The 25,445-nt window shown below is 31.6% G+C and carries 21 protein-coding genes; 3 read left to right on the top strand and 18 right to left on the bottom strand.

Annotated elements, in window-relative coordinates; all coding sequences use genetic code 11:
- The first annotated feature begins 292 nt into the window (after positions 1–292).
- Positions 293–1,198 carry a transglycosylase domain-containing protein gene (locus HMPREF2897_RS06110; RefSeq protein WP_002446690.1) on the top strand — a complete coding sequence of 302 codons (906 nt, stop codon included), beginning with the start codon at positions 293–295 and terminating at the stop codon, positions 1,196–1,198.
- An 89-nt stretch (positions 1,199–1,287) separates the two neighbouring features.
- On the opposite strand, the gene HMPREF2897_RS06105 is transcribed toward HMPREF2897_RS06110, so the two are convergent.
- From HMPREF2897_RS06105 to HMPREF2897_RS06055, 11 genes are all read right to left on the bottom strand, one after another.
- Positions 1,288–2,955 carry a formate--tetrahydrofolate ligase gene (locus HMPREF2897_RS06105; protein ID WP_002490151.1) on the bottom strand — a complete coding sequence of 556 codons (1,668 nt, stop codon included), beginning with the start codon at positions 2,953–2,955 and terminating at the stop codon, positions 1,288–1,290.
- 417 nt (positions 2,956–3,372) lie between these two features.
- Positions 3,373–4,362, bottom strand: a complete 990-nt coding sequence (ccpA, locus tag HMPREF2897_RS06100; protein ID WP_002446692.1) for a catabolite control protein A — start codon at positions 4,360–4,362, stop codon at positions 3,373–3,375.
- Positions 4,363–4,617: 255 nt separating this feature from the next.
- Positions 4,618–5,709 (bottom strand): bifunctional 3-deoxy-7-phosphoheptulonate synthase/chorismate mutase, encoded by a 1,092-nt coding sequence (locus HMPREF2897_RS06095; RefSeq protein ID WP_001830908.1) that lies wholly within the window; start codon positions 5,707–5,709, stop codon positions 4,618–4,620.
- Between the two features lie 434 nt (positions 5,710–6,143).
- Complete coding sequence (locus HMPREF2897_RS06090) at positions 6,144–7,367, bottom strand: YtxH domain-containing protein (RefSeq protein WP_070592814.1); 1,224 nt, start codon at positions 7,365–7,367, stop codon at positions 6,144–6,146.
- Positions 7,368–7,444: 77 nt separating this feature from the next.
- Entirely contained in the window at positions 7,445–7,936 is a 492-nt protein-coding gene (locus tag HMPREF2897_RS06085) for a DUF948 domain-containing protein (protein ID WP_001830868.1), read from the bottom strand.
- A gap of 74 nt (positions 7,937–8,010) precedes the next feature.
- Positions 8,011–9,324 carry a UDP-N-acetylmuramate--L-alanine ligase gene (gene murC, locus HMPREF2897_RS06080; RefSeq protein WP_002457837.1) on the bottom strand — a complete coding sequence of 438 codons (1,314 nt, stop codon included), beginning with the start codon at positions 9,322–9,324 and terminating at the stop codon, positions 8,011–8,013.
- A 20-nt stretch (positions 9,325–9,344) separates the two neighbouring features.
- Positions 9,345–12,854: a DNA translocase FtsK gene (locus tag HMPREF2897_RS06075; RefSeq protein ID WP_070592813.1), complete on the bottom strand. Its 3,510-nt coding sequence runs from the start codon at positions 12,852–12,854 to the stop codon at positions 9,345–9,347.
- Positions 12,855–12,874: 20 nt separating this feature from the next.
- A complete protein-coding gene (ytpR, locus tag HMPREF2897_RS06070) occupies positions 12,875–13,471 on the bottom strand; it encodes a YtpR family tRNA-binding protein (protein WP_002446696.1) in 597 nt (198 codons plus the stop codon).
- A gap of 22 nt (positions 13,472–13,493) precedes the next feature.
- On the bottom strand, positions 13,494–14,348 hold the full coding sequence (locus HMPREF2897_RS06065) for a DUF1444 domain-containing protein (protein WP_002457840.1): 855 nt from the start codon (positions 14,346–14,348) through the stop codon (positions 13,494–13,496).
- 137 nt (positions 14,349–14,485) lie between these two features.
- The gene (locus tag HMPREF2897_RS06060; protein WP_002446698.1) at positions 14,486–14,797 is read right to left on the bottom strand and encodes a thioredoxin family protein; all 312 of its coding nucleotides are present in this window, start codon (positions 14,795–14,797) and stop codon (positions 14,486–14,488) included.
- 5 nt (positions 14,798–14,802) lie between these two features.
- Positions 14,803–15,888: a M42 family metallopeptidase gene (locus tag HMPREF2897_RS06055; RefSeq protein ID WP_070592812.1), complete on the bottom strand. Its 1,086-nt coding sequence runs from the start codon at positions 15,886–15,888 to the stop codon at positions 14,803–14,805.
- A gap of 84 nt (positions 15,889–15,972) precedes the next feature.
- Between HMPREF2897_RS06055 and HMPREF2897_RS06050 the strand changes: the two genes are divergently transcribed.
- Positions 15,973–16,287 carry a PepSY domain-containing protein gene (locus tag HMPREF2897_RS06050; RefSeq protein WP_002474691.1) on the top strand — a complete coding sequence of 105 codons (315 nt, stop codon included), beginning with the start codon at positions 15,973–15,975 and terminating at the stop codon, positions 16,285–16,287.
- Positions 16,288–16,446: 159 nt separating this feature from the next.
- Here HMPREF2897_RS06050 and trmB read toward each other — a convergent pair whose 3' ends face one another.
- From trmB to HMPREF2897_RS06015, 7 genes are all read right to left on the bottom strand, one after another.
- On the bottom strand, positions 16,447–17,094 hold the full coding sequence (trmB, locus tag HMPREF2897_RS06045) for a tRNA (guanosine(46)-N7)-methyltransferase TrmB (protein WP_002457843.1): 648 nt from the start codon (positions 17,092–17,094) through the stop codon (positions 16,447–16,449).
- Positions 17,095–17,107: 13 nt separating this feature from the next.
- Positions 17,108–17,899, bottom strand: a complete 792-nt coding sequence (locus tag HMPREF2897_RS06040; RefSeq protein WP_002457844.1) for a phosphotransferase family protein — start codon at positions 17,897–17,899, stop codon at positions 17,108–17,110.
- Between the two features lie 386 nt (positions 17,900–18,285).
- Positions 18,286–19,134 (bottom strand): D-amino-acid transaminase, encoded by an 849-nt coding sequence (dat, locus tag HMPREF2897_RS06035; RefSeq protein ID WP_002474955.1) that lies wholly within the window; start codon positions 19,132–19,134, stop codon positions 18,286–18,288.
- 3 nt (positions 19,135–19,137) lie between these two features.
- Positions 19,138–20,547 carry a dipeptidase PepV gene (gene pepV, locus HMPREF2897_RS06030; RefSeq protein ID WP_002486735.1) on the bottom strand — a complete coding sequence of 470 codons (1,410 nt, stop codon included), beginning with the start codon at positions 20,545–20,547 and terminating at the stop codon, positions 19,138–19,140.
- 302 nt (positions 20,548–20,849) lie between these two features.
- On the bottom strand, positions 20,850–21,278 hold the full coding sequence (locus tag HMPREF2897_RS06025; RefSeq protein WP_002457847.1) for a YtxH domain-containing protein: 429 nt from the start codon (positions 21,276–21,278) through the stop codon (positions 20,850–20,852).
- A gap of 17 nt (positions 21,279–21,295) precedes the next feature.
- The gene (locus tag HMPREF2897_RS06020; protein WP_070592811.1) at positions 21,296–21,988 is read right to left on the bottom strand and encodes a pseudouridine synthase; all 693 of its coding nucleotides are present in this window, start codon (positions 21,986–21,988) and stop codon (positions 21,296–21,298) included.
- Positions 21,985–23,646, bottom strand: a complete 1,662-nt coding sequence (locus tag HMPREF2897_RS06015; protein WP_002457848.1) for a putative polysaccharide biosynthesis protein — start codon at positions 23,644–23,646, stop codon at positions 21,985–21,987. The genes HMPREF2897_RS06020 and HMPREF2897_RS06015 overlap by 4 nt, the downstream gene beginning before the upstream one ends.
- 271 nt (positions 23,647–23,917) lie before the next feature.
- On the opposite strand from HMPREF2897_RS06015, the gene HMPREF2897_RS06010 reads away from it, so the two are divergent.
- Entirely contained in the window at positions 23,918–25,180 is a 1,263-nt protein-coding gene (locus HMPREF2897_RS06010) for a BaiN/RdsA family NAD(P)/FAD-dependent oxidoreductase (RefSeq protein ID WP_070592810.1), read from the top strand.
- Positions 25,181–25,445 lie beyond the last annotated feature (265 nt).

Genomic DNA, 25,445 nt, shown 5'->3' with positions numbered 1-25,445 from the left:
GTAAGGGCGCTTATGCACGGTACCACCATACTTAGATAGAGTTCGTTACTCATAAATATCTCTATTAATGATACGTTCATTAATAAAACGTTGAATAATAAAAATAGCAAGGTGTATTCACCAATAAGAAACTACTAGTTCACAGCCACCACTAGTTCTCTTTAAGCTTTCTCAAAAGTTACTTGTCCTTTATATTCAAAACATATTGAATTGAATATTATTATAGTTAACATTATTTTAAAAGTCAAATTTCAAGATGTGGTATACTATATCTAACTTTAGGAGGTATCTAATGCATTTCAACAAGTATCAAATACTAACTACAGATAAATATACTAAATTTGAACATTTATATAAAAAAGTCAAACATATATGTGTCATGATTTTTTTGGTGTTTTTTTTGATTGGTTTTATCATACTGTTGTCATTAGTATTTTACTTCCAACAATTAACAAAAGATGCTTCGTCAATAAGTGATAAAGATTTGAAAGCAAAAATCCTTCATATACCTGGCGATGAGCTAATAAATCATAATAATCAAATTTTGGAAGAATATGATCATTCACAAAATACACTTATAGTTGGACCGAACCATGTAAATTCAAATATTATACATGCACTTACAGCCTCTGAAGATACATTATTTTATAAACATAACGGTATCATGCCTAAAGCACTTTTAAGAGCGATGCTTCAAGATATCACAAATTCAAACCAATCTTCTGGTGGTAGTACGATCACGCAACAATTAGTAAAAAATCAAGTGCTCTCAAACAAAAAAACTTATAGTCGTAAAGCAAATGAAATTATCTTGGCTACACGGGTCGAAACTTTATTATCAAAAGATGAAATCATATATACGTATTTAAATATCGTTCCTTTTGGTCATGACTACAACGGTGCCAATATAACTGGTATATCTTCCGCTTCATATAGTCTGTTTGGTATACCTGCAAAAGATTTGAATGTTGCACAATCAGCGTATCTCATTGGCTTACTGCAAAGTCCATATGGCTATACGCCTTATGACGAACATGGCAAAATAAAGCCTCACCATCTTTTAAAATTGAGCATGAAACGTCAACAATACGTACTTAAACGAATGCGTGTTGAAGGAAAAATTTCTAAACAACAATACAAAAATGCTGAAAAATACAATATTAAACAGCACTTGCTGAAACAATCGAAAGACGAATAAAAATCAAATATATTTATCAAAATTTTTGTAATAAAAAGAGAGCGAGCAATATTTATTAACAACACTGACTCACTCTCTTTTTTATTTTCTTAGAAAAGACCTATTGCTTTCCCATCATCAGTAACATCCATATTTAGTGCAGCTGGTTTCTTCGGTAAACCAGGCATAGTCATTATAGCACCAGTTAATGCAACGATGAATCCAGCGCCCGTTTTAGCTTCAAGTTCTCTAATTGTTATTTCAAAATCATTTGGGGCACCTAACAATGTCTGATCATCACTAAATGAATATTGAGTTTTAGCCATACAAATCGGATATTCATCCCAGCCATTCTCTTTAAATTGCTTTAATTGCTTTTGTGCTTTACTACTGAAATTTACTTTTGAACCTCCATAAATTTCTTTAACAATCGTTTCAATTTTAGCTTCGAGTGGTTGTTTTAACTCATATAAAGGCTTAAAGTTTTGAGGTTCCTGCATTACATCGAACACTTGGTTAGCAAGTTCAATTCCACCTTCTCCACCTTTTTCCCATACTTCTGTTAAAGCAATACGTACTTGATTATCTTTAGCCCATTGTTTCACACACGCTGTTTCAGAAGCTGTATCATGAATAAATGCATTTAAAGCTACTATGGGTTCGACACCGAATTTTTTAATATTATTCACATGTCTTTCAAGATTAACGAGTCCCGCTTCAACTGCCTCTATGTTCTCATGTTGAAGTTGGTCTTTTGCAACACCACCATGCATTTTTAAAGCACGAATTGTTGCTACAACAACAACTGCTGAAGGATCGAAACCTGCTTCGCGAGCTTTAATGTTCATAAACTTTTCGGCACCTAAATCAGAACCAAACCCTGCTTCTGTAACAACAATATCTGATAAGTTTCTAGCAGTTTCAGTTGCTAATATAGAGTTACAACCATGAGCAATATTGGCAAAAGGGCCTCCGTGAACAAGAGCTGGAGTTCCCTCAATTGTTTGAACCAAATTTGGTTTAATCGCATCTTTAAGTATTAAAGTTAATGCACCTTCTACTTTCAAATCAGAAACTGTTATCGGTTTATGATGACGTGTATAACCAATGGTAATTCGACTTATTTTTTCTTTTAAGTCTTCGATATTTCGGCTTAGACATAAAATAGCCATTATCTCTGACGCAACTGTTATATTAAAACCATCTTCTCTAGGTACTCCGTGAGTTGGACCACCTAATCCTACGTTAACATGACGTAACGCACGATCATTCATATCTAAAACACGTTTCCATTCAATTCTTCTTTGATCAATTCCTAATTCATTTCCTTGATGTAGGTGGTTGTCGATAAATGCAGAAAGTGCATTGTTTGCAGTAGTAATTGCATGAAAATCACCATTAAAATGTAAATTAATATCTTCCATAGGAAGTACTTGAGCATAACCACCACCAGTTGCGCCTCCTTTAATACCAAAAGTTGGTCCTAAGGCAGGTTCTCGTAATGCAACGGTAACATTATGATTCAACTTGTTAAATGCATCAGCTAAACCTACAGTTACTGTGGATTTTCCTTCACCAGCAGGTGTTGGGCTCATAGCAGTTACTAATACGACTTTCCCTTTTTTCTCCTGTTCTTGTATCTGATTAATATCTATTTTAGCTTTATAGTGGCCGTATGGTTCTAAAGCATCCTCAGTAATTCCTACTTTTCTTGCAATTTCACTTATTGGTTTAAGTTTTGATAAGTTTGCTATTTCTAAATCTGATAAATGTGCCAAAATATTCAGCCCCTTGATTATATATAATTAACGAGTTATATGAATCATGATAACCGACTTACATTTAAATGTCGAATATTTTAATGTATTTAGTACTAAAAGTTCGTCATTTAAGAAATACTCATGCTATTCGTATTCTGGATACATAAGAAATTTTGCAAAAGTTACACGAATCACAAAACTTGTAATTCGTTGATAATATGATAATCATATTCATCCATAAAATTAATAAATATTTAATTGTAATAACAAGAACAATTACAAAGTTATTCCTTAGTAATATCTGTTAAAGTGAATTTATATAGAAAAATTGAATGATTTAGATACAATAAAAGAATATGAAAAACACTCTATAATGAAAATATTTTTTTCACTATAGAGCATTAATCTAGATATCTAATATGTCACTCATTATTTTTACTGAGTTGTCCCACGATATTCTATTCTATGAGGCAATATAACATTAGGATTTTCAATTTCTTCATCATTCATGTATTTAGTCAGTAATCTCATTCCAACAGCACCAATATCATACAATGGTTGAATAACACTAGATAACTGTGGTCTCACCATTTCAACTAAACGTGTATTGTTAAAGCTAATAATCTGTAAATCTTCAGGTACTTTCACACCAGCGTCTTGTGCACTATGTAATATACCAATTGCTTGCTCATCACTGATACAAAGAACAGCATCTGGTAAATTCGATTGTAATTGTTCAAATGTTTTTATACCTGATTTGTAACTTTCATTGCCAGATAAATGTAATGTATCGTCTAATTTCAGTTGATGCTGACTTAAAACATTTTTAAGACCCTCTAAGACATCATCTTGTGCCTTTATAGAATATTCTCCACCTATTAAAGAAAAAGTTTTAGCACCCTTCTCTATAAGATATTGTGTTGCTTCTTCGGCTGCTTGTTTAAAATCAATATTTACAGATGCAATATGATCATCCTTACCATCCGTTCCAGAAACTACGACTGGTACAGATGATTGATTAATAAGACTTTTAATTTCTTCAGAAATAGTTCCACCTAAGAAAATAATACCGTCGACTTGTTTACTTAATAAATTATTAAAAATTTCTTTTTCTTTTTCTGGATCATTATCTGAGTTTGAGATAATTGAGTGATATTTGTACATTGTTGCAATATCTTCTAAACCTCTTGCAAGTTGAGAGTAATAAACATTTGAAATATCAGGAATAATAACTCCAACCGTCGTTGTACGCTTACTTGCAAGACCTCTTGCAACTGCGTTAGGTCGATAGTTTAACCTTTTAATGACTTCATTTACTTTATTACGTGTTTCTGGTTTAACATTCTGGTTTCCATTTACTACACGTGAAACAGTTGCCATTGATACCCTGGCCTCTCGGGCTACATCATAAATTGTAACTGTCATAATTTCCTCCTTGTAAACGTTTTATTTGTTATTATAACGTGTTTTCATATCATTTTCAAAGTTTATCATATTTGTATAGTTTGTGAAATCATTTTATGTTTTTGTCACAATTCTGTTAAAAACTTCGTTACATTTAATATTTTTTATGTGATTTTTTATTAATGAGTTGGTATAAATAAAATTTCCCATAGCTCAAAATATATAGAACTATGGGAAATTATTACTTATTTAATTGTATAACGATACATTGATCTACTATTTCAGTTTCTTCGAATTGTACATATCAGCAAGTGGTTTTAATTCATGATAAAATTGATTGAATTCATTAAGATCCATTTGTTGACCAGCATCACTTAAAGCAACAGAAGGATCTGGATGAACTTCGGCCATAACTCCATCAGCACCAACGGCTAAAGCCGCTTTCGCTGTCGGTAACATAATATCTTTTCTACCTGTACTATGCGTTACATCAACCATAACAGGTAAATGTGTTCCTTGCTTTAAAATAGGTACAGCTGAGATATCTAATGTATTTCTAGTTGCTTTTTCGTATGTACGAATACCTCTCTCACATAAAATAATATTTCGGTTACCTTGTGAAGCAATATATTCAGCTGCATAGATAAATTCTTCTATCGTTGCTGATAAACCACGTTTCAATAAAATAGGTTTGTCTGTACGACCAGCTTCTTTAAGCAACTCAAAATTTTGCATGTTTCTAGCACCAATTTGGAAAACATCCAAATAATCTGAAGCGATTTCGAAATCATTTGGATTAACTATTTCACTTACTACATTTAAGTTATATTTATCTTTAACATTTTTCAAAATTTTAAGACCTTCTACTCCAAGACCTTGGAAATCATAAGGAGAAGTTCTAGGCTTAAACGCTCCACCACGAATAAATTTCTCACCTTTAGCCTGCAAATCTTGTGCTACAGCATCAACTTGTTCTTGTGATTCTACAGAACAAGGACCAAATACAAATGATTTATTACCATCACCAATGATTCCGCCATTATCAAATTTAACAATCGTATCTTCAGGTTTCAATTTACGTGATACATAAAGATGTTTTTCATTTTCTGATTTTTGTAAATCTGTAGAGGCTTTAAAAATTTCTTTAAATAATTGCTTAATCACATTGTCGTTAAATGGACCTTTATTTTTATCTAATAGCTGATTAATCATTTCCTTTTCACGCTGAGGATCATATACTCGTGTACCTTGCTTAATTTTTTCTTCACCAATTTTCTGTGCTAATTCTCCTCGCTTCGATAGTAATTCTAATATTTGATCATTTAAGGAAACAATTTCTTCTCTATACTGTTCTAGTTTATTCGTCATTTCTACTCACCTCTAAGATATAGTTCCGCATAAAGTATGTTACTTTAAAGCGATAAAATTAAAAATATTCAAATCTAATTTTAACAATTTCACATTTATAGTTCAAGCGTTAATTTACAGAAAATACTAAATCTTCTGTAAATTTATGTAAATAATAATTTATTAAATAATGACATTCCAATATTATTTAAATGTTAAAAGAGATAGGAACGAACTGAATATAAATTCGTCGTCCTACCTCTAGATGTCTGATATTATTTAAATATCTAAAATTAAAGTGAAATAATATCTTAAATTAATGACTTACATTTAAAATTTAACATAATAATTACAATAGTTTATAAATCGTGTTAAGTAGATAAAGAATATAACTTTTACAATGTTCAATACACTTCATTGTACACTTTATCATTGTGAATATTTAAAACTCGAGATTAATCATTAAATGTTCGTTTTTCAATTTTGCTACTAGTTTTTTCTACTTTTTGCTGTTTATTGCGTTTGTTTTGATTAGGTGTATGTTGCTGTTTGCCTTCGGAATCCTCTTTAGTTGCTGTGATGTTTTTAGTCTGATTCGCATTTTTTTGGATGTGTGGATTATTTAAATGTTGTTTAGATTCAGTAATAAGTGTAGGGATACGCTTCAATTTTGTTTGAGCTTTAGCAATTGATGGTTCTTTTAACAATGATTCTGTAAGTTGTGTTTCTTTAGAACCATTTGTGAGCTTAGATTTTTTCTCTTTTGCTGCCTGTGCTAAGCGATAAGCATCTGAATTAGTACCTGATGCTTGAGATTGATTTAAATTAGTTACAAGATTTGGAACATCAGAGTTATTTGAATGTTTTATAGATTCTTCTTGCATTAGGTTTTTCGTGTTACTAGCAACTTTATTATTGTTATTTATTTTATCTCTTTTTGCTTTTGCCGCTGCAGCTAATTTTTCTGTTTCAGTTTCTGACTTACTTTTAGTATCTTCTACACTTGCAGATGGGTTTGCTAAATTATGGCTACGTACTTCTTCTTTAACTGCCGTTTGAGCAATTGCAATTTCTTCAGCAGAAGGTTCTTTCTCACTATCTATGTGTGTCATAGATGTTTTATTGTTTGAATCAACTTCACTTTTAGCTTCTTGAATTGCCTGAGCTTCTGGTGATTCATCCGCTAAATGCGTTTCGCGTTGTATCGCATTTTGTTGAGCTGCTAATTCTGTTGCTGATGGTCTCACACCATCCGCTTTTTTTGTTTCTTTTTTTGCTTCTTGAATTGCTTGAGCTTCCGGTGATTCATCCGCTAAATGCGTTTCGCGTTGTATCGCAGCTTTTTGAGCTTGTAATTCATCTGCATGTATATTATCTTTGGAATCATTTTTTAATTGCTCAACTTTAGATTTAACAGAAAACATTGTATCTTCCGCTCGTTGTTTATAGTCTTCAACTTTACTGCGTAAATCTTGTTCTTTTTCTTTCAATTCATCCGTTTTTTTATATATTTTATTTTTATAGTACAATCCAACAGCAGAACCTACTATCGCACTTGCTATGAAACTAACTACGAAATCCTTGCGTTTCAATGAGTTAGATTGTGAACGAGATGAGCGATGATACAATTCTTCGCTTGTATGGCTTTTCTCGAAATTATCACGATTATAATGTTTCATAAACTTTCCTCCTAAAACAAAAGCACTTAAATAAGTAAAAGCCTCATTTAAGTGCATTTGTCATTAAATAGTATTAATTATTTATTAACACGAGAATTGTAGCTATGATTTGCATCATCTGCTACAGTGTTTGTTTTGTAGTTTGCACTTCCTCTACGATTGTATCTGTTTTGCCATTTGTCAGCAATCTCCATTGCAACATTTGACCACTGTACAACTTGAGAAATTTTATCTTCATTTTGAGAAATATTGTGCGTAATTGAGTTTGTAACTCTATCTACAGATCCATTTAAGTTTTGTACTGAGTCTCCAATGCCCTTAACAGCATCAACTACAGAATTTAAACGATCAACTTTACCTTGAATATCTTCAGTTAAGCGATTCACTTTATGAAGTAAATCAGTCGTTTCACGAGTAATACCTTGAACTTGGCCTTCAACACCATCCAGTGTTTTAGCCACATAGTCTAAATTCTTTTTAACAGAAATAAGTACCACGACGATACCGATACATAGAATTAAAAACGCTATCGCAGCGATGATTCCTGCAATTGGTAAAATCCAATCCATTAAAAACGCCTCCTAATTACCATAAAATAAAAGTCATTAATATTTAATACCCATGATGCTTTTATATAAACATATTAAAAATCATTTTTTACGCCTAATTTTTCAAAATAAGCTTTTAGTAACTTTTGAATGTCACCTGCGCCCATAAATAAAATTACAGCGTTATCAAATTTTTCTAATACGTCAATACTATTTTCATCTATAAGCGTCGAGCCGTCAATACGATTGATTAAATCTTTTATAGTTAAATCTCCCGTATTTTCTCTTATTGAACCGAATATTTCACATAAAAATACTTGGTCTGCCTTACTTAAACTCTCAGCAAATTCGTTTAAAAATGCTTGAGTTCTTGAGAACGTATGTGGTTGAAAAACGGCAACAACATCTTTTTGTGGATATTTTTTTCGCGCTGTCTCAATTGTAGCACTAATTTCTCTTGGATGGTGTGCATAATCGTCTACTAATACTTGATTTGATACTTTTGTTTCATTAAAACGACGTTTTACACCACCAAATGTTATCAGGGCTTCTTTAATATTCTCTACATTCATGTCTTCTAAATAACTAATTGCTATTACAGCAAGTGCGTTTAGAATGTTGTGATTTCCAAATTGTGGGGATAAGAATTGATCATAAAATTCACCTTGAATATATACATCAAATTGCGTACCCTTTTCAGTAATTTGAATATTTTTAGCATAGATGTCATCTGTTTCTTTAAAGCCATAATAATAAACCGGAATATCCACATCTAATTTACGTAAATATTCATCATCACCCCAAGCAATAATTCCTTTTTTAACATTTAACGCCATATGTTGGAATGCATCATAAACATCATCGATATTTTTAAAATAATCTGGATGGTCAAAATCAATATTAGTCATAATTGCATAATCAGGATGATAACTTAAGAAGTGCCTACGGTATTCACAAGCCTCAAAAGCAAAATAGTCACTTCCTGGTAGTCCCATACCTGTACCATCACCGATTAGGAATGAGGTCTTTTTATCTCCATTCATCACATGTGATAACAAACCAGTTGTAGACGTTTTACCGTGTGCGCCTGTAACAGCAACAGATGTATATTGATTTATAACATGACCAAGAAAGTCATGATACTTAATGACATCAAGCTTTAATTCATGTGCTTTAACAATTTCTTCATGATTATCAGGAAATGCATTACCTTGGATGACAACCATTTCTTTTGTAATATTATTTGCGTCAAAGGGTAAGATTTTTATCCCTTTATTTCTTAAGGCAACTTCTGTAAAAACGTAAGATTCTATGTCTGAACCTTGTACTTCATGACCGAGGTCATGCATGATTTGTGCTAATGAACTCATGCCTGAACCTTTAATTCCGACAAAATGATAGTGTGTCATTTCAATACTCCTTACTCATTTTATTCTTTATTTAAATCCGCTTCTGTAATATAAACATCCCTTGGTTTAGAACCATTAGCACCTGAAATATATCCTAATTGTTCTAGCTGATCGATAATTCTTGCCGCTCTGTTATAACCAATTTGGAAATGTCTTTGGATAAGAGAAGTAGAAATATGTCCCTCTTCAACCATAAACTCACATACATCATCAAATAAATCGTCTTGTGCTTGAGTTTGTGTTTTCTTTAATAGTTCTTTTTCTTCAAATAAATATTCAGGATCACGCTGTTGCTTAATAAAGTCAACAACTTCATCTATTTCGTCATCTGAAACAAATGTACCTTGAACACGTATAGGTTTATTCATACCGCTACCTAGATAAAGCATATCACCATAACCTAATAATCTTTCAGCGCCACCACTGTCTAAAATCGTTCTAGAATCAACACTCGATGAAACCATAAATGCAATTCTAGTAGGTATATTAGCTTTAATAAGACCAGTGATTACATTCACTGATGGTCGTTGTGTAGCAACTAACATATGGATACCACAAGCTCGAGCTTTTTGAGCTATACGTGCAATTGATTGTTCTACATCTTGTGGTGCCATCATCATGAGATCAGCTAACTCATCAATAACTATAACAATTTTAGGCATTCTTTGCTCATAAGGTGCTTTTTTATTGAAAGCAGTAATATTTCTGACATGATATTGAGCAAACAATTTATAACGTTTTTCCATTTCTTCAACAGCCCATTTTAAACTTTGTGTAGCTGCTTTTACATCTGTTATTACGGGTGATACAAGATGTGGTAAATCGTTATACGGTGCAAGTTCTACCATTTTCGGATCAATGAGTAATAAACGCAATTCTTCTGGATGATTTTTATAAAGTAAAGACATTAAGATACTATTGATACATACTGATTTGCCTGACCCTGTAGCACCAGCGATAAGTGCATGAGGCGTTTTAGCGATATCCATCAATAAGGGTTCATTATTAATTCGATATCCCATTGCAACCGTAAGTTTGGACTCTGTATTTTTAAATTTAGGAGATTCAATAATTGACCTTAAATTCACTTTCGTAGGATTTTGATTTGGCACTTCAATACCTACTAAACTTGTACCTGGAATTGGTGCTTCAATTCTAATATCTTTAGCAGCTAAAGCCATTTTTATATCATCTTGTAATGCAGTGATTCTTGATACTTTAACACCTTTTTCAACAGATAATTCGAATCGAGTAACACTCGGTCCTTCTGTTACATTTTTCACTTCCGCAGGCACGTTGAAATAATATAATGCGTCATTTAATTCTTGCTTTTTATTATCTATCCAATCTTGATCTTTTTCATGTGGTTCTGGTTCTTCCAATAATTGATAGCTCGGCAATTTAATATTCGGGCCTTTACGAATACGTTGAAAATTTTGATTTGATGTACTTGAATTTGAAGTTTGTGTATCAATATTTTCACTTTCATTTGTTGAATATTGCGCCCGTTTTGAATGACTTATATTACTTTGATTGCCAGTTTCATTTGAATTGTTAGTTTTAGCATGGTTTGGGTTCTCAAAATGAAAATCATCTTGTAGCTTTTGTATTTGCTCATCGTGTTGTTTGGATGATGTTTCATGTACGCGATTATCACTTGCTGAATTAATATCATGCTCAATGCCATTAGCTTCATTACTATTAGAATCCGTTTTTCTATTAGTATTGATTTGTTTAAATTCTTCAGATTTATTAGGTTCCCTGTCTTTTCTATGATTTGCATTCGCTTTTCTTTCAGGTGTAAGCTCTGGAACACTTATTTTTTTGTGTTTTTGATCCATCATTCTCTTTTTATCTGACGGTGTCATTAAAACATTAAACGGTCTACTACCACCAAAACGTTGTTTTCTTGTTTGAACTGTATCAGAATTTGAAGATTTTGATGAATTTACATTTTTTAATTTTACATTCTTTTCTTGTTCTAAATAATTGTTTGTATTAGATTTAGTCTTCTCGTCACTAACTTTTGCACTTGTTGTTTCATCTAAGTGTGTAATTTCTGTATCATTTTTATCCTCATTTGGTTTAGCTCTTTCAGTGTCATTATCTACACTTGCACTGATTGCATTATCATCCATATTTGAATTAATTGATTCTGAACTAATTATATCCTCTTGGGACTTACTTTGGTTTTGTTGTCGGTTATCATCTAATTCGTGATATTCGGCATCTTCTACTTCCGAATCATCATTAGAATGATAATGATTAGATGATACTAAATCTTCATCAATTTTAGATTCAGTTTCTTCTTCATTAACTTTATATACATCTGTTGTCGCATCTAAGTCAATTTCTTCGTAGTTAAATGAAGTTGCATTATTTTTCACTTCTTTATTGTCTATGTTGCTGCTGTTTGTTTGTTTCTCAAGGCTATTAGGTGACGAATCTTGATTGCTTTCATTTTCTAAATCCAATGAACTTTCGCCTGTATAATGTTGGGCTTGCTTCGCATACATTTCATCAATAGCTTTTTGAATTGAATCTTCTTCTGACTGTTGATTTTGTTGACGTTTTTGTTGTAAGGCTTTCTTAAAACGTCGTTTCTGAAGAACTTTACGTTCTCTTTCTCTTCTGATTTCTTCTACAATTTGTGAAGCATAGATGTTTTCAATATTAATCGTATTATCTACTTTAGAATAATTTGGTGTTTTACGCTTAGTAGTTTGATAATTTGACTTTTCAACATTATGAATATTTTCTGATGATGACTCAGTTTGAGCAGTTGTTTGTTGTTTTTTCTGTTGATTTTTTTCAACATTATCATCGTTACTATTAGAAACATTTATTGACGCACCTACTGATTTCGTTGAATGTGAGCCTTCATCCTTTTGAACAATCTCTTTATCATTTAATTCCTTATGTTCTGGTGGTATGACACCATTCTCAATCGGTCTTCGTTTTTTTGTACCAAAAATCGCTGAGGGTACCTCACTTGATTTAAAACTATGATTTATATATGTAAATCCAGGAGATGTCGACGTATTCTTAGTGTTTGCTTTGTTTTTAATATTTTCAGATTGTATTGATTTGCGTTGTTGTGAAGATTTCTGATTGTCGTTTTGATTAAAAATACTGTTATTATTTGTATAATTATTATCTGCAAATTGCTTTTGCTGTGTAATCTTAGATTGATTGTGTTTTGAATACGCTTGGCGACGGCGTCGATGTCTTTTACCAGAAGAAACAAAATCAAGGTTATCATGCTGGTTATATGAACTCATCGTATCATTTGTTTCTTCTTGGCTATGTTCATTATAACTTTCATTTTTTTGCGTATATTCATTTTCAGAAACTTGTATAGGAAATCTAAATTTACCTCTTGGTCGACTATAAATATCATTATTTTGAGGCAGTAATGAGTCTTGATTATTTTGTTTTGATTGCTGAGACTGACGTCTATTTTTATTTTTGCGTAACAAATCGTCATTCGAACCGTTGTCATCGCCAAATAATTTATCAAACCAGCTCATAATTACACTACCTTTCTTAATTATTCAAAAAATGCCTGACCAATATCATAGTCATCATTAAGTACCATAATTCCTTTTTCTTTAGGAGCATTAGGCAAATTTAATTCTTTCATTGAGCAAATCATACCACTAGAATCCACCCCACGTAATTGGGCATCTTTGATTACCATGCCACTTGGCATAACGGCTCCAACTTTTGCAACAACGACCTTCTGACCAGATTCTACATTTGGAGCCCCACAAACAATTTGAAGTTTTTCAGTACCAACATTTACATTTAACACACTTAGTTTGTCTGCATTAGGGTGTTTTTCTTTAGTTTCTACGTAACCCACTACAAATTTAGGCGATACATCAGTATCAAGTTGATAATCAAAACCTGCTTCAGTAATTAGTTGTTGGAAATCTTTGATTAATTCAGTAGTTAGTTTAATATGTCCATTATCATTTATTGTCACATTGTTAGACACACGAAATATATTATAACCTACGACCTTATTTTCTTTTTTTATTTCTACCACATTCTGTTTTTGCTCATATTCAAAAGGGCCAACTGAAGGTTCAATTTGAATAAATGCAACATCTCCAACACCTTTAGGATTGTAAAATAAGTTCATTTATAAAACTCCATTTCTTTCATTAATCTTTTTTGAATTTTTTTCTGTTAGCTTCTAAACGTTGAATAACGTTAGGGTCTCTTTTTTGTTTATTATTTTTTCCCAAAATAAATATTGGCTCTAGATGTCCGTTATCATAACCAAATGATAAAGAAGTAATCGGAACAAGTCCTTTAGTAAAGAATTCCATAGTCAAATGAGCCATAACATCATAACCTGTTTTATTTCTAATATCCGCAAGAATTAATACATCTTGATGTGGCACACCAACAAGCATTTCACCTTCACATTGGTGTTGAATATGATTTAAAAAGGAAGTATTTAAAATACGACTTGCATCATATCCATCATTTGTGTTGATAAAGTAAAAAATATTACCTTTAACTTCATCCGTACTATAGCGACACTCTAACTTACGAACATTAAATAGTGACATTTCTTTCACTTGTTGAGCAGTTAAATTTAATGTTTGTAACATATTTTCATCTATTAGCCGATAAGATTTTCCTAAATCAAGAGCGTAATATATATTAGTTTCAGCAGTATGTTCTGTTAACACAAATGCATGACCTTCTTTAGTTTCTTTATCGAAACTTGTAGCTCTTATAACCGGCATAATTTGTATGTCCTCAACATTATTTATCTCTTCATCACCCATCTGAGCGATTGCTTCCTCGACATAATAACAAATTTCATCTATAATCTTTTCTTTTTGTTCTTCGTATTTTGCGACGATAGCGTTAAGTTTAATCGTTACACCTTTGTGATTGTCAATTCTTACAATACGTAACGTTTCTTCTTCTCTATCAAACTTGAATTCTACGTCTAATTGTTTTAAACGCGCTTTCAATTTATCTCTCATTTGGAAGACATTCATTATTAACACTCCCTATTTTCGCACCTTTTTACAGTTTACAATAAATAATGTTGAGTTAACAGAAAAAACTCAGATAATCACATTAATTTGTTATTATAAATTAATGTAGATTTGCTGAGTCATTTTCTGACTAATTATTAAATGTGTTGAGATAAAAATTGATCAATTTGATCAATTGATTTTCTCTCTTTACCTATATAACTTCCTAAAAGTTGACCTTCTTTAAAGATAAGAAAACTAGGAATACCTAAAATATCATTTTGAACACAAATATCTATAAATTGATCTCTATCTACAGACACAAATTGTAATTGACTGTATTTTTTCTCTAATTTAGGTAAATCCGGTTCAATCACCTTACAATCTGGACACCATTCAGCAGTGAATTCAAATACTGTATACCCTTTTTTTAATTCTTCAAATTGTTGTTCTGATTCAAGTTTAATCATAAATGTCAAATTTCCTTTCCATATTGTAATTGTTGAATTTGTTCACTTGTTAAATGAATAATACTTTCTTTTAACAAGTGACGTGCAGCAAAATAATCTCTAATATCAAACACCGCATCTGTACTATGAATATAACGTGCACACACTCCAATAACAGCTGTTGGTATACCTTCATTCGCTTTATGAATCTCCCCACCATCTGTACCACCAGGTGATATATAATATTGATATGCAATCTGATTTTCTTGTGCTAGCTTAAGGAGATAATCTCTAAATATTGGTTTAAGTATCATAGTACCATCTTTGATACGAATTAAAGTCCCTTCCCCTAACATACCAGAAAGTTGTTGTTTACCTTTGATATCATTTGCAGGGGAACAATCGACAACGAATGCAATATCAGGATTAATTTGCTTTGCGGCAGCTTTAGCTCCTCTAAGACCAACTTCTTCTTGTACATTGGCACCAACATATAAATCAACATCTAGTTGAACGTCTTTTAATAATTCTAATATCTCAATAGCTAAGACACAACCATATCTATTGTCCCAGGCTTTCGCGCTATATCTGTTATTTGACAACTGAGTCATTATTGTGTGAGGAACTATTGTATCACCAACCTCCACACCCCGATTGCGTACTTCTTCTGATGAAGAGGCACCAATATCTAACATTAAATCTTTGATTTGAGGTATGCTTTCATTTCCTGTTCTAAAATGTTTAGGAATATTAGCAACTACTCCGATAATTTCTTTACCGCACCTATTTTTTATCTTTAACCTTTGCCCTTGCCAAATATCATTAGCTACGCCACCTAAATTTGTAAATTGAATCATTCCATTATCATTAATATGAGTAATCATAAAACCTATTTCATCCATATGTGCTGCTATCATAACTCGAGGTGCGTTTTCTTTATTTGATTTTTTTATTCCATAGAAACCACCCATCTTATTTTGAATAAACTTATCCACGAACGGTTCCATTTCACTCTTCATATAACTTCTCACTTCATCTTCAAAACCGGGTGCTCCATGAAGTTCTGTTAATATTTTAATTCGTTCCAATGTTTTTGAGTTATCAATAGTCATATAAATTCTCACTCCTTATGCTTAATTATATCATCTTCAATATGGTAAACTAATGATATGAATTATGTAAGAGGAGAATTTGTGATGAAGTCAGTTAATTTTAAAAAAATAACCATATTGTTTTTTTCTACAGCTTTTTTAATATTAATCTTTTCTCTCATTTTTTTGACGAAGAAAAAACTGTATAACGCCGAATTATTACTTAATGAAGTCAAAACTTATTTTAGAGAAGTAAAAGGTTCCTATATTGTGCAAGAACCAATTGTTTTAGAAAATATAAATCAGAACCAACCAATATACCAAGGTGGCATCACAGTATTAAAAAATGACCATCTTATTAATTATGAGTTTTATGCAGATGCTGTGTCAGGACAAATTATTGACATTATTGAACTCTGAGTCAAAATTGATATTATATAATAACAAAACCCTATCACAATAACTTCGCCCCAAATGAATTTATATTTAAAATCATTTGGGGCTTTTTGTAAAAAAACCAACTTTCATGATAATTTTAAACATAAAAGTTGGTTTGATATTAATCATAAGTTACTTATTCTATTCAAAACATTTATGAAATTTAGCTTCCATTCGATAAATACGAGATCCCTTTTCAGAGAATTTCTTCTCATATTCTGTCACAATATTATCTTCATCATCTTCATCGTGTAAATTTAAATTCATTTTAGTAAAATACATTCCAAATTGCGACATACTTTCTATACTAAATGCGAACAAACCACGATTATCAGTTTTAAAATGAATTTCACCGTCATCTTTAAGTATTTGTTTATATAATGCAAGGTATGTATGATACGTTAGACGTCTTTTTGCATGACGCTTTTTAGGCCAAGGATCTGAAAAATTTAAGTAAATTCTAGATATTTCATTATCTTGAAAATACTCATTAAGCTCAATAGCATCATTACAAATCATTTTTAAATTTTTTAGGCCCATCTCTTTAGTTTTATCAAGAACTTTGTACATCACACTTTTTTCACGTTCCATTGATACAAAATTAATCTCTGGATATTGTGCTGCTAATGTTGTTATAAATTGTCCCATTCCTGAACCAATTTCAATATAAATCGGTTGTTCTTTTTCGAACCACTCAGACATTTTACCAGCGTGAGCACCGTCCATGTCTACTAAATCAGGATGGTTCTTTAAATAATCTTCGGCCCACGGTTTGTAACGAACTCTCATCATTAATTACTCCTTATATAAATAAGTTACTATTCATTACTTCATTTAAAAATTTCAGCCATGTATTCATATCTTTATAGCGTTTTTGTTCTTCATACCACTGAATGAGACCAATTGCTTGAATAACTGTGTACCATTTCATACGTTTATTCAAATTGACACTTTCTTCAACGCCATAAGTTTTAAACCACTGAGACCATTTGTTTTGAGGAACGTAATTGTAAAGCAGCATACCAATGTCAATCGCTGGGTCTGCAATCATTGCACCTTCCCAATCCACAAGGTAAAGTTCATCACGATCTGATAATAACCAGTTGTTATGATTAACATCTCCATGTACAACAGTAAAGAAACGTGCGTCTAAATTCGGTATATGATCTTCAAGATAGGTTAAAGCTCTTCTCACAACATGATGCGTTAAAACTTCTCTTGAAAGTGATGCGTTAATTTTATTCAACATAATTTCAGGCGTAATAGGTTCCATCTCCATACGCTTTAACATTGTTAATAAAGGTCTTGAACCATGAATTTTATGTAGTAGTTCAGCAACTCTGGTTTGATTCATTTCATCTTCATTTAATTCTCTACCATTTTTCCAATGCTGAGCTGTTACTACTTCACCTGTTTCAATACGTTTCGTCCAAACAAGTTTAGGTACAATACCTTCTGCAGATAGCGCAGCAATAAAAGGATTTGAATTGCGTTTTAAAAATAATTTTTGTCCATCTTGTTCAGCCATATATGCTTCACCAGAAGCACCTCCTGCTGAATCAAGTGTCCACCCTAACTGATAAAACTGCTCCAACACGTTCACCTCACTTTCAACTAGAAAATGGCTCAAGAAATAGTTTTTCTGAGCCATATATTCTAATTTTTACAAAGCGTTTGTTTTTTACGCTTTACATTTAATTTGTTAACAGTTTATGTGAGCTATTTAAGTCAATATTTAGTCCCATCTTAATTCGACTTATTTAAGTCCGTTCATAATTTATCACTCATAAAAGATTTTATAATTTTTAGGGTTACATTTCAACTAAAAATCAGAAACAAAAAGATACATTTTACTAGTCTAATGTCTCTTTGATTTCTAAATCGCTTTATTATAAATTATAACACATTATCAGATCAGATTTTCGGTGAAATAAGACAATTATTTTAAATTTTCATCCTCAAACTATAAATTTAAAAATTCTAAATACTATGTGATTGAATATACTTTTCAAATCCTTGTTGTAATTGGCGTGTTATAGTACCAACTTGTCCATCTTTAACATTTTCACCATCAATTTTTGTAATTGGCATAACTTCTGCAGAAGTACTAGAAATGATAACTTCATCAGCATTTTTAAGAAATTCTACTGTAAATGTTTCTTCTTTGAATGGTATTTGTTCATCCTCTGCTATCCACTTTATGACACGGCGAGTAATTCCGTTCAATATAAAATTATTGACAGGATGCGTGTATATTACTCCATCTTTAATTGCGTAAACATTACTAGATGCACCCTCAGTGACAATATCACTTCGGTGTTGTATAGCCTCTGCAGCATTATATTTAACAGCATATTCTTTAGCTAATACATTACCTAATAAATTTAAACTTTTAATATCACAACGTAACCATCTAATATCTTCAGTTGTAATGGCATAAACACCTTGTTCTAATTCTTCATAAGGTCTATCATAACTTTTCGTAAACGCCATAATAACAGGTTTTACAGGTGGTGTTGGAAATGAATGATTTCGAGGAGCAGCACCACGGGTAGCTTGTATATAAATACCGCCATTCACAACGTTATTTTCTTTTAATAATCGACGTACTAATTCAATTAATTCCTCGATAGTAAAATTTAAATCTAGACCTATTTCTTCAGCACTTCTTAAAAATCTTTCAAAATGTTCTTTAACGGTAAACAATTTCCCATCATATGCACGGATATATTCATAGATTCCGTCACCAAACACGTATCCTCGATCTTCGTATGAAACCTTAGCATCCTCTTCATTAACAAATTCACCATTTATAAAAACTTTTGTCATAAATTAATCCTCCACACATAAAGCGTAAATAGCTTCTAAATAAATACTTGTTGCATTGATCAATTGCTTTTTAGTTATATACTCATTTTTTTGATGCATTAAATCTTCTGAATCTGCAAACATCGCACCAAATGCGACACCCTTATCTAAATTTCTCGCATATGTTCCTCCACCAATCGTATATGGTTCAGTCATATCACCTGTTTGATTTCTATATGCGTTTACAAGTGTTTTTACAAATGGGTCATTTTTATCAACATAATGCGGTTTTTGAACTTTACCAAGTTCTAAGCTAAAACCTAGTTCATTAATTTCGCTTCTAAATCTTTCAATTGCGTCTTCAAATTTAAATCCTTCGGGATATCTTAGATTAACACCATAACGGCCTGCTTTTTCTTTATCATAACTGATAACCCCGATATTAGTAGTGACATCTCCCATAATATCTGTATGGAACTTCATACCCATTTTTTCACCAAAGTGAGATTCAAATAAGTATCGCTCATTGAATTCTACGAAATCTTTTGCGCTTTTATTTAGATTAAGACTTGCTAAAAATTTAAGTAAAAACAATCCTGCATTAACACCTAAAGATGGATCCATGCCATGAACTGCTTTACCTTCAACTGTTAATATTAAAATACCACTGTCAACTGTACTTTCACCCTGCAGTTGATTTTGTTGTAAAAAGTTTTCAAAGTTTTGAATGACATCTGTCATATTTTCTTTGACGAGCACTTCTGCTTTAGCGTAATCAGGAACCATATTGTATCTTTGACCAGATTCAAATTTTAATAACTCATAGTCAGGTTCATCTGTATCTTCCGTCACTTCATTTTGTACTAAATCAAAGGTTGTTATACCCTTTTCACCATGTATAGCTGGGAATTCTGCATCTGGTGCAAAACCTAAGGCAGGCATTTCTTCTGTTTTGAAATATCTGTCTGTACATTTCCAATCTGATTCCTCATCAGTTCCGATAATAATGTGTATACGTTTTTTCCAATCTACCTTCATCTCATTTAAAATTTTAACTGCATAATAGGCAGCAATGGTTGGTCCTTTATCATCCAGTGTCCCTCTGGCTATAATTGCATTGTCTGTCACTACTGGTTGGAATGGATTTGAATCCCATCCATCGCCTGCCGGTACTACATCGACATGACATAAAATACCTAATACCTCTTCTCCTTTACCAGCTTCAATTCTACCAGCTATATGATCAACATCATGGGCTGAAAAACCATCTCTTTTACCTAGCTTGTACATGTAATCAAGAGCTTCTCTCGGTCCTGGTCCCACAGGTGCATCAGCTGTGGCTTTAGAATCATCTCTGATGCTTTCTATAGATAGTAAGCCTTTAAGATCTTCAATCATTTGATTTTCGTACTCTAGAACCTTTTCTTTCCACATTCGAGATCAACTTCCTTTTTTCTAAGTTATGTTCCATTTTACATGATGTTTAAAAGAAACTACAGTAAGATGTCAGAAAAATAACTTAATTTTTATTAATAAGTTGCGACTAAAAGATTAACTTATAGTTTAAAAAATATAAAAAAGCCTAGGTACAAGTTAATGTCCTAGACTTCTCTTATTCTTAACAATCGTTAAACGGATTGAAAATAAACTTATAACGCTTATGTTTAAAACTAATCTTTGTTATCGCTATGGAACAACGAATTCAAATTCTGTTCCACTAAAGTTAAAATGTATAACTATTCTTTTTTATCTTGTAATGCATTTTTATTATTTTTTAAGTCATCTTCAGTAACAACTCTTAAATTATTATTGGCAGTTGCGCCACCTTCAGCATCGAATTTTCCTTCTTCGATATCATCTTGAGTCTGATCATTTTTGCCAATAATTTTAGACTTTTCTTCTTCTAAAAATTCTTTAGGATTACTTTTGATACGTTCAACATAGTCTTTAGGGTTCTTCTTAACTTCTTGAATTGTTTCATTAGCTTTATTACCTATTTGAGTTGCTAAATCTTTAGCGCTAGATTTATATGATTCAGGATCTTCTTTATATTTATTATATTCTTGTTTAAGTTTATCTCGACTTTCTTTACGTGATAATGCTACAGCAGTAATAGCACCACCAATGCCTAATGCAACTTTAAATAAATTAGTACTTTTTCCCATTTTACATCTCTCCTTTGTTAGTTTTTAAGGTTATCAAAATCCAATTGTGTTAACAAACGATAACTACCTAAATCTAAATTATGGTCTAGTTCTAGTTCAGCAATCTTTATGCGTTTCAATTCTAATACCTCATTTTCGATACTATGAAACATTCTTTTAACTTGATGATATCTTCCTTCGTAAATGGTGACATGTGATACATAATCATCAACTTTCTTTAAAATTGCAGGCTTTAATTTTCCATCTGATAATTCTATTCCGGATTTAAATTCATCAATATCAAATTGAGTTATTGGGTGTTTTGAATAGACTTCATAAGTCTTTGAAACATGCTTATTGGGATTCATTACTTCATGATTAAACTGCCCATCATTTGTAACTAGGAGTAATCCTTCTGTATCTTTGTCCAAACGTCCGACCGGAAAAATATTTAAATGTGCGTATTCAGGTATCAAATCAATAATAGTAGGATGCAACTCATCCTCTGTAGCTGAAATATAACCTTTTGGTTTGTTTAACATGATATACACTTTGTCAATATAACTTACTACTTCATCATTTACCATTATCTCATCAGAATTAGGATTAACATGAAGTTTAGGTGACTTAACTTTATTTTGGTTGACCTTAACAGCTCCTTTTTTGAGTAACTGTTTAACTTCTGATCGCGTTCCAACGCCCATATTAGCTAGAAATTTATCTAATCTCATCGCAATATCTTCACTTTACGTCTTATTTTAGTGGGAATATCACCTAAAAATTCATCAGCTAATCTAGTCTTGATTGTAATACCACCATAAATGATTGCTCCTACAATGACACCAATTGCAACAATAATCAAGTAATTAAATCTAGTTGGTTCCAAGAATAATCTTAAAATGAAGAAAATCACCTCAACCCCAATCATCATGATGATTGAAATTAGAATAATCTTAGCTAGATGTATCCAACTGTAACTAAATTTAAAGTTTGCGTATTTTTTAAGAATATAGAAATTGCAACAAATTGCAAATAATAAAGCTATTGCTGTACTTAATACAGCGCCAGGTGTGTGTAATAACATAATTAAAGGATAATTCAGAATTAATTTAATTAAAACAGATCCTAAAATAACAAAAACCGTTAATTTTTGTTTATCGATACCCTGTAACATTGATGCTGTAACACTTAATAATGAAATTAAAATTGCAACAGGAGCATAGTAAAATAATAATCTACTTCCATCGAAATTTGGATCGTGACCGTGAACAACTGGATCAAAACCATAAAATACTGTGAATAAAGGTTGCGCTAATGCCATGATCCCAATACTAGCTGGAACAGTAATAAACATTAAAACTCCAATCGAAGTTCTAATTTGTCGATGCATCTCTGCATATCTACCTTCTTCATAGGTTTTAGTTATAAATGGTATTAAACTGACAGCAAATCCAGCACTTAATGATGTTGGAATCATTACAATTTTGTTTGTAGACATGTTTAACATGTTAAAGAATATATCTTGCAAACCAGGTTTGACACCTACAAGGTTAAGCGCACCATTATGAGTAAACTGATCAACCAAATTAAATAGTGGAAAATTCAAACTTACTATGACAAATGGAATGCTATAAGCAATAATTTCTTTGTACATTTTCCCGTATGAAACATTTAAATTTGCTGTATCTGAGTCGACCATATTTTTAATATTATTTCTTCTTTTAATCCAGTAATACCATAATGTAAGTATTCCTGCGATTGCACCTATTGCCGCTGCAAACGTTGCAATACCGTTCGCCTGAAGAACTGTACCTCCAAATACATTGAGCGTTAAATAACTACCTACTAAAATAAATACAATTCTTGCAATTTGTTCTGTAACTTCTGATACTGCAGTAGGTCCCATCGATTTGTATCCTTGAAATATACCTCTCCAAGTTGCGAGAACTGGAATAAATATAACTACCATACTTATTATTCTAATAATCCAAGTGATATCAGCAACTGTCCACCCATTCTTACCATGAGTATTACGTGATAAAGTTAGTTCGGCTATGTATGGTGCTAATAAATATAAAACTAGGAAACCTACAATACCAGTAATACTCATGACTACAAAACTTGATTTATAAAACTTCTGACTGACCTTATATGCACCCAGTGCATTATATTTAGCAACATATTTTGACGCGGCAAGCGGAACACCTGCTGTTGCTATAGCTATAGCTATATTGTATGGTGCATAAGCATAAGTAAAAGGTGCCATGTTGGCTTGTCCACCTATTAAAGCAGTAAACGGAATAATAAATAAGACACCTAATACTTTTGTAATTAAAATACTTATTGTAATTAAAAAGGTTCCACGAACCATTTCTTTACTTTCACTCATAACCTATCTTCCTATCTTAATAATTATTAATGCTTGTCAGTTCTATTTTTACTGTTAAACACATTATCTTGCATTACTTTAAAATATATCACAAAATAATAGTTGTTTGTCCTATAAAGATAACTTTAATTAAAATCGATATGACTTTAAAAGACTCTCAACTTCAATTTTAATATTATTTGCCAAGTTTTATATTATAATTATTATCTTAAGCTCTGTCATCCTATTCCATTTACAATAATTAAGATAAAAAAGTGTGGAGGTTATCATTATGTATCAAACAATTGTTATCGGAGGCGGCCCTAGTGGGGCTATGGCTGCAGTTGCTGCAAGTGAAAAAAATGAATCAGTTTTATTAATCGAAAAGAAAAAAGGTCTTGGACGAAAACTAAAAATCTCAGGTGGTGGTCGTTGCAACGTAACTAATAGACTTCCGTATGATGAAATCATAAAAAATATTCCGGGTAATGGTAAATTCCTATATAGCCCTTTCTCAGTTTTTGATAATCTTTCTATTATAAATTTTTTTGAAACCCGTGGAGTCAAACTTAAAGAAGAAGATCATGGTAGAATGTTCCCAGTTTCAAATAAATCTCAAGATGTTGTTGATGTGCTTATTAACCAGCTCAAAGAGAATCATGTTGAGATTAAGGAAGAAACACCAGTTGTCAGTGTTTCGTATGACCATAATTTTAAAGTTAAAACACAAATAGGTGAATTTGAAAGTCACAGTTTAATTATTGCTACAGGAGGTACATCAGTGCCTCAAACCGGTTCTACTGGAGATGGTTACAAATTTGCAAAATCTCTAGGTCATTCTATAACAGAATTATTCCCTACTGAAGTACCTATCACTTCTTCAGAAACTTTTATCAAATCAAATCGCTTAAAAGGGTTAAGTTTAAAAGATGTTAATTTATCGGTTTTAAAGAAAAATGGTAAAAAAAGAGTAAGTCATCAAATGGATATGATATTCACACATTTTGGAATTAGTGGTCCTGCTGCTCTTAGATGCAGTCAGTTTGTTTATAAAGAGCAGAAAAATCAAAAAAAGAAAAATATCCAAATGCAATTAGATGTTTTCCCTGAACTAAACGTAGATCAACTATTTCAAAAAGTGAGAAAAATACTTAAAGCAGAACCAGATAAATATATTAAAAATAGTTTGCGTGGAATAATAGAAGAGCGATATTTATTATTTATTCTCGAACAATCTGGTATTCATGATGAAATGACTGCACATCATTTATCAAACCAACAGTTTCAAACTTTTGTTAATCTTCTAAAGACTTTTACCTTTACAGTAGATGGTACACTTCCATTAGACAAAGCTTTTGTGACAGGTGGCGGTATTTCTTTGAAAGAAATAGAACCTAAAACTATGATGTCCAAATTAGTGCCAGGATTATTTTTATGTGGCGAAGTCTTAGATATTCATGGATACACTGGAGGTTATAATATAACAAGTGCATTAGTTACGGGTCATGTTGCTGGATTGTTTGCCGGTGAATTTAAAATAGATAAAAACAAATAATTTTATTAATATAATACAAATTAGCATAAGCTATAAAGTACTTGATAATAATCAAATACTTTATAGCAATTTTTTTATATTAGACACGTCTAGATTGTAAATACACTAATTCATAAAATGTATTTCTTAATATTTTCACAAGATAACTACCACAAATATAAGCAAAATGATATGCTATATTTTTAATTTGTTGTTCTTTGAATAGCGATTGTTATTAAAATATGATAAAGGTGTTAAACTCCATATTATATTTCACATATAGGTG

The sequence above is a fragment of the Staphylococcus sp. HMSC065D05 genome, assembly GCF_001813195.1.
In the GTDB taxonomy this organism is placed as follows: Bacteria; Bacillota; Bacilli; order Staphylococcales; family Staphylococcaceae; genus Staphylococcus; species Staphylococcus epidermidis.
This window is presented reverse-complemented; position numbering and strand designations above follow the sequence as displayed.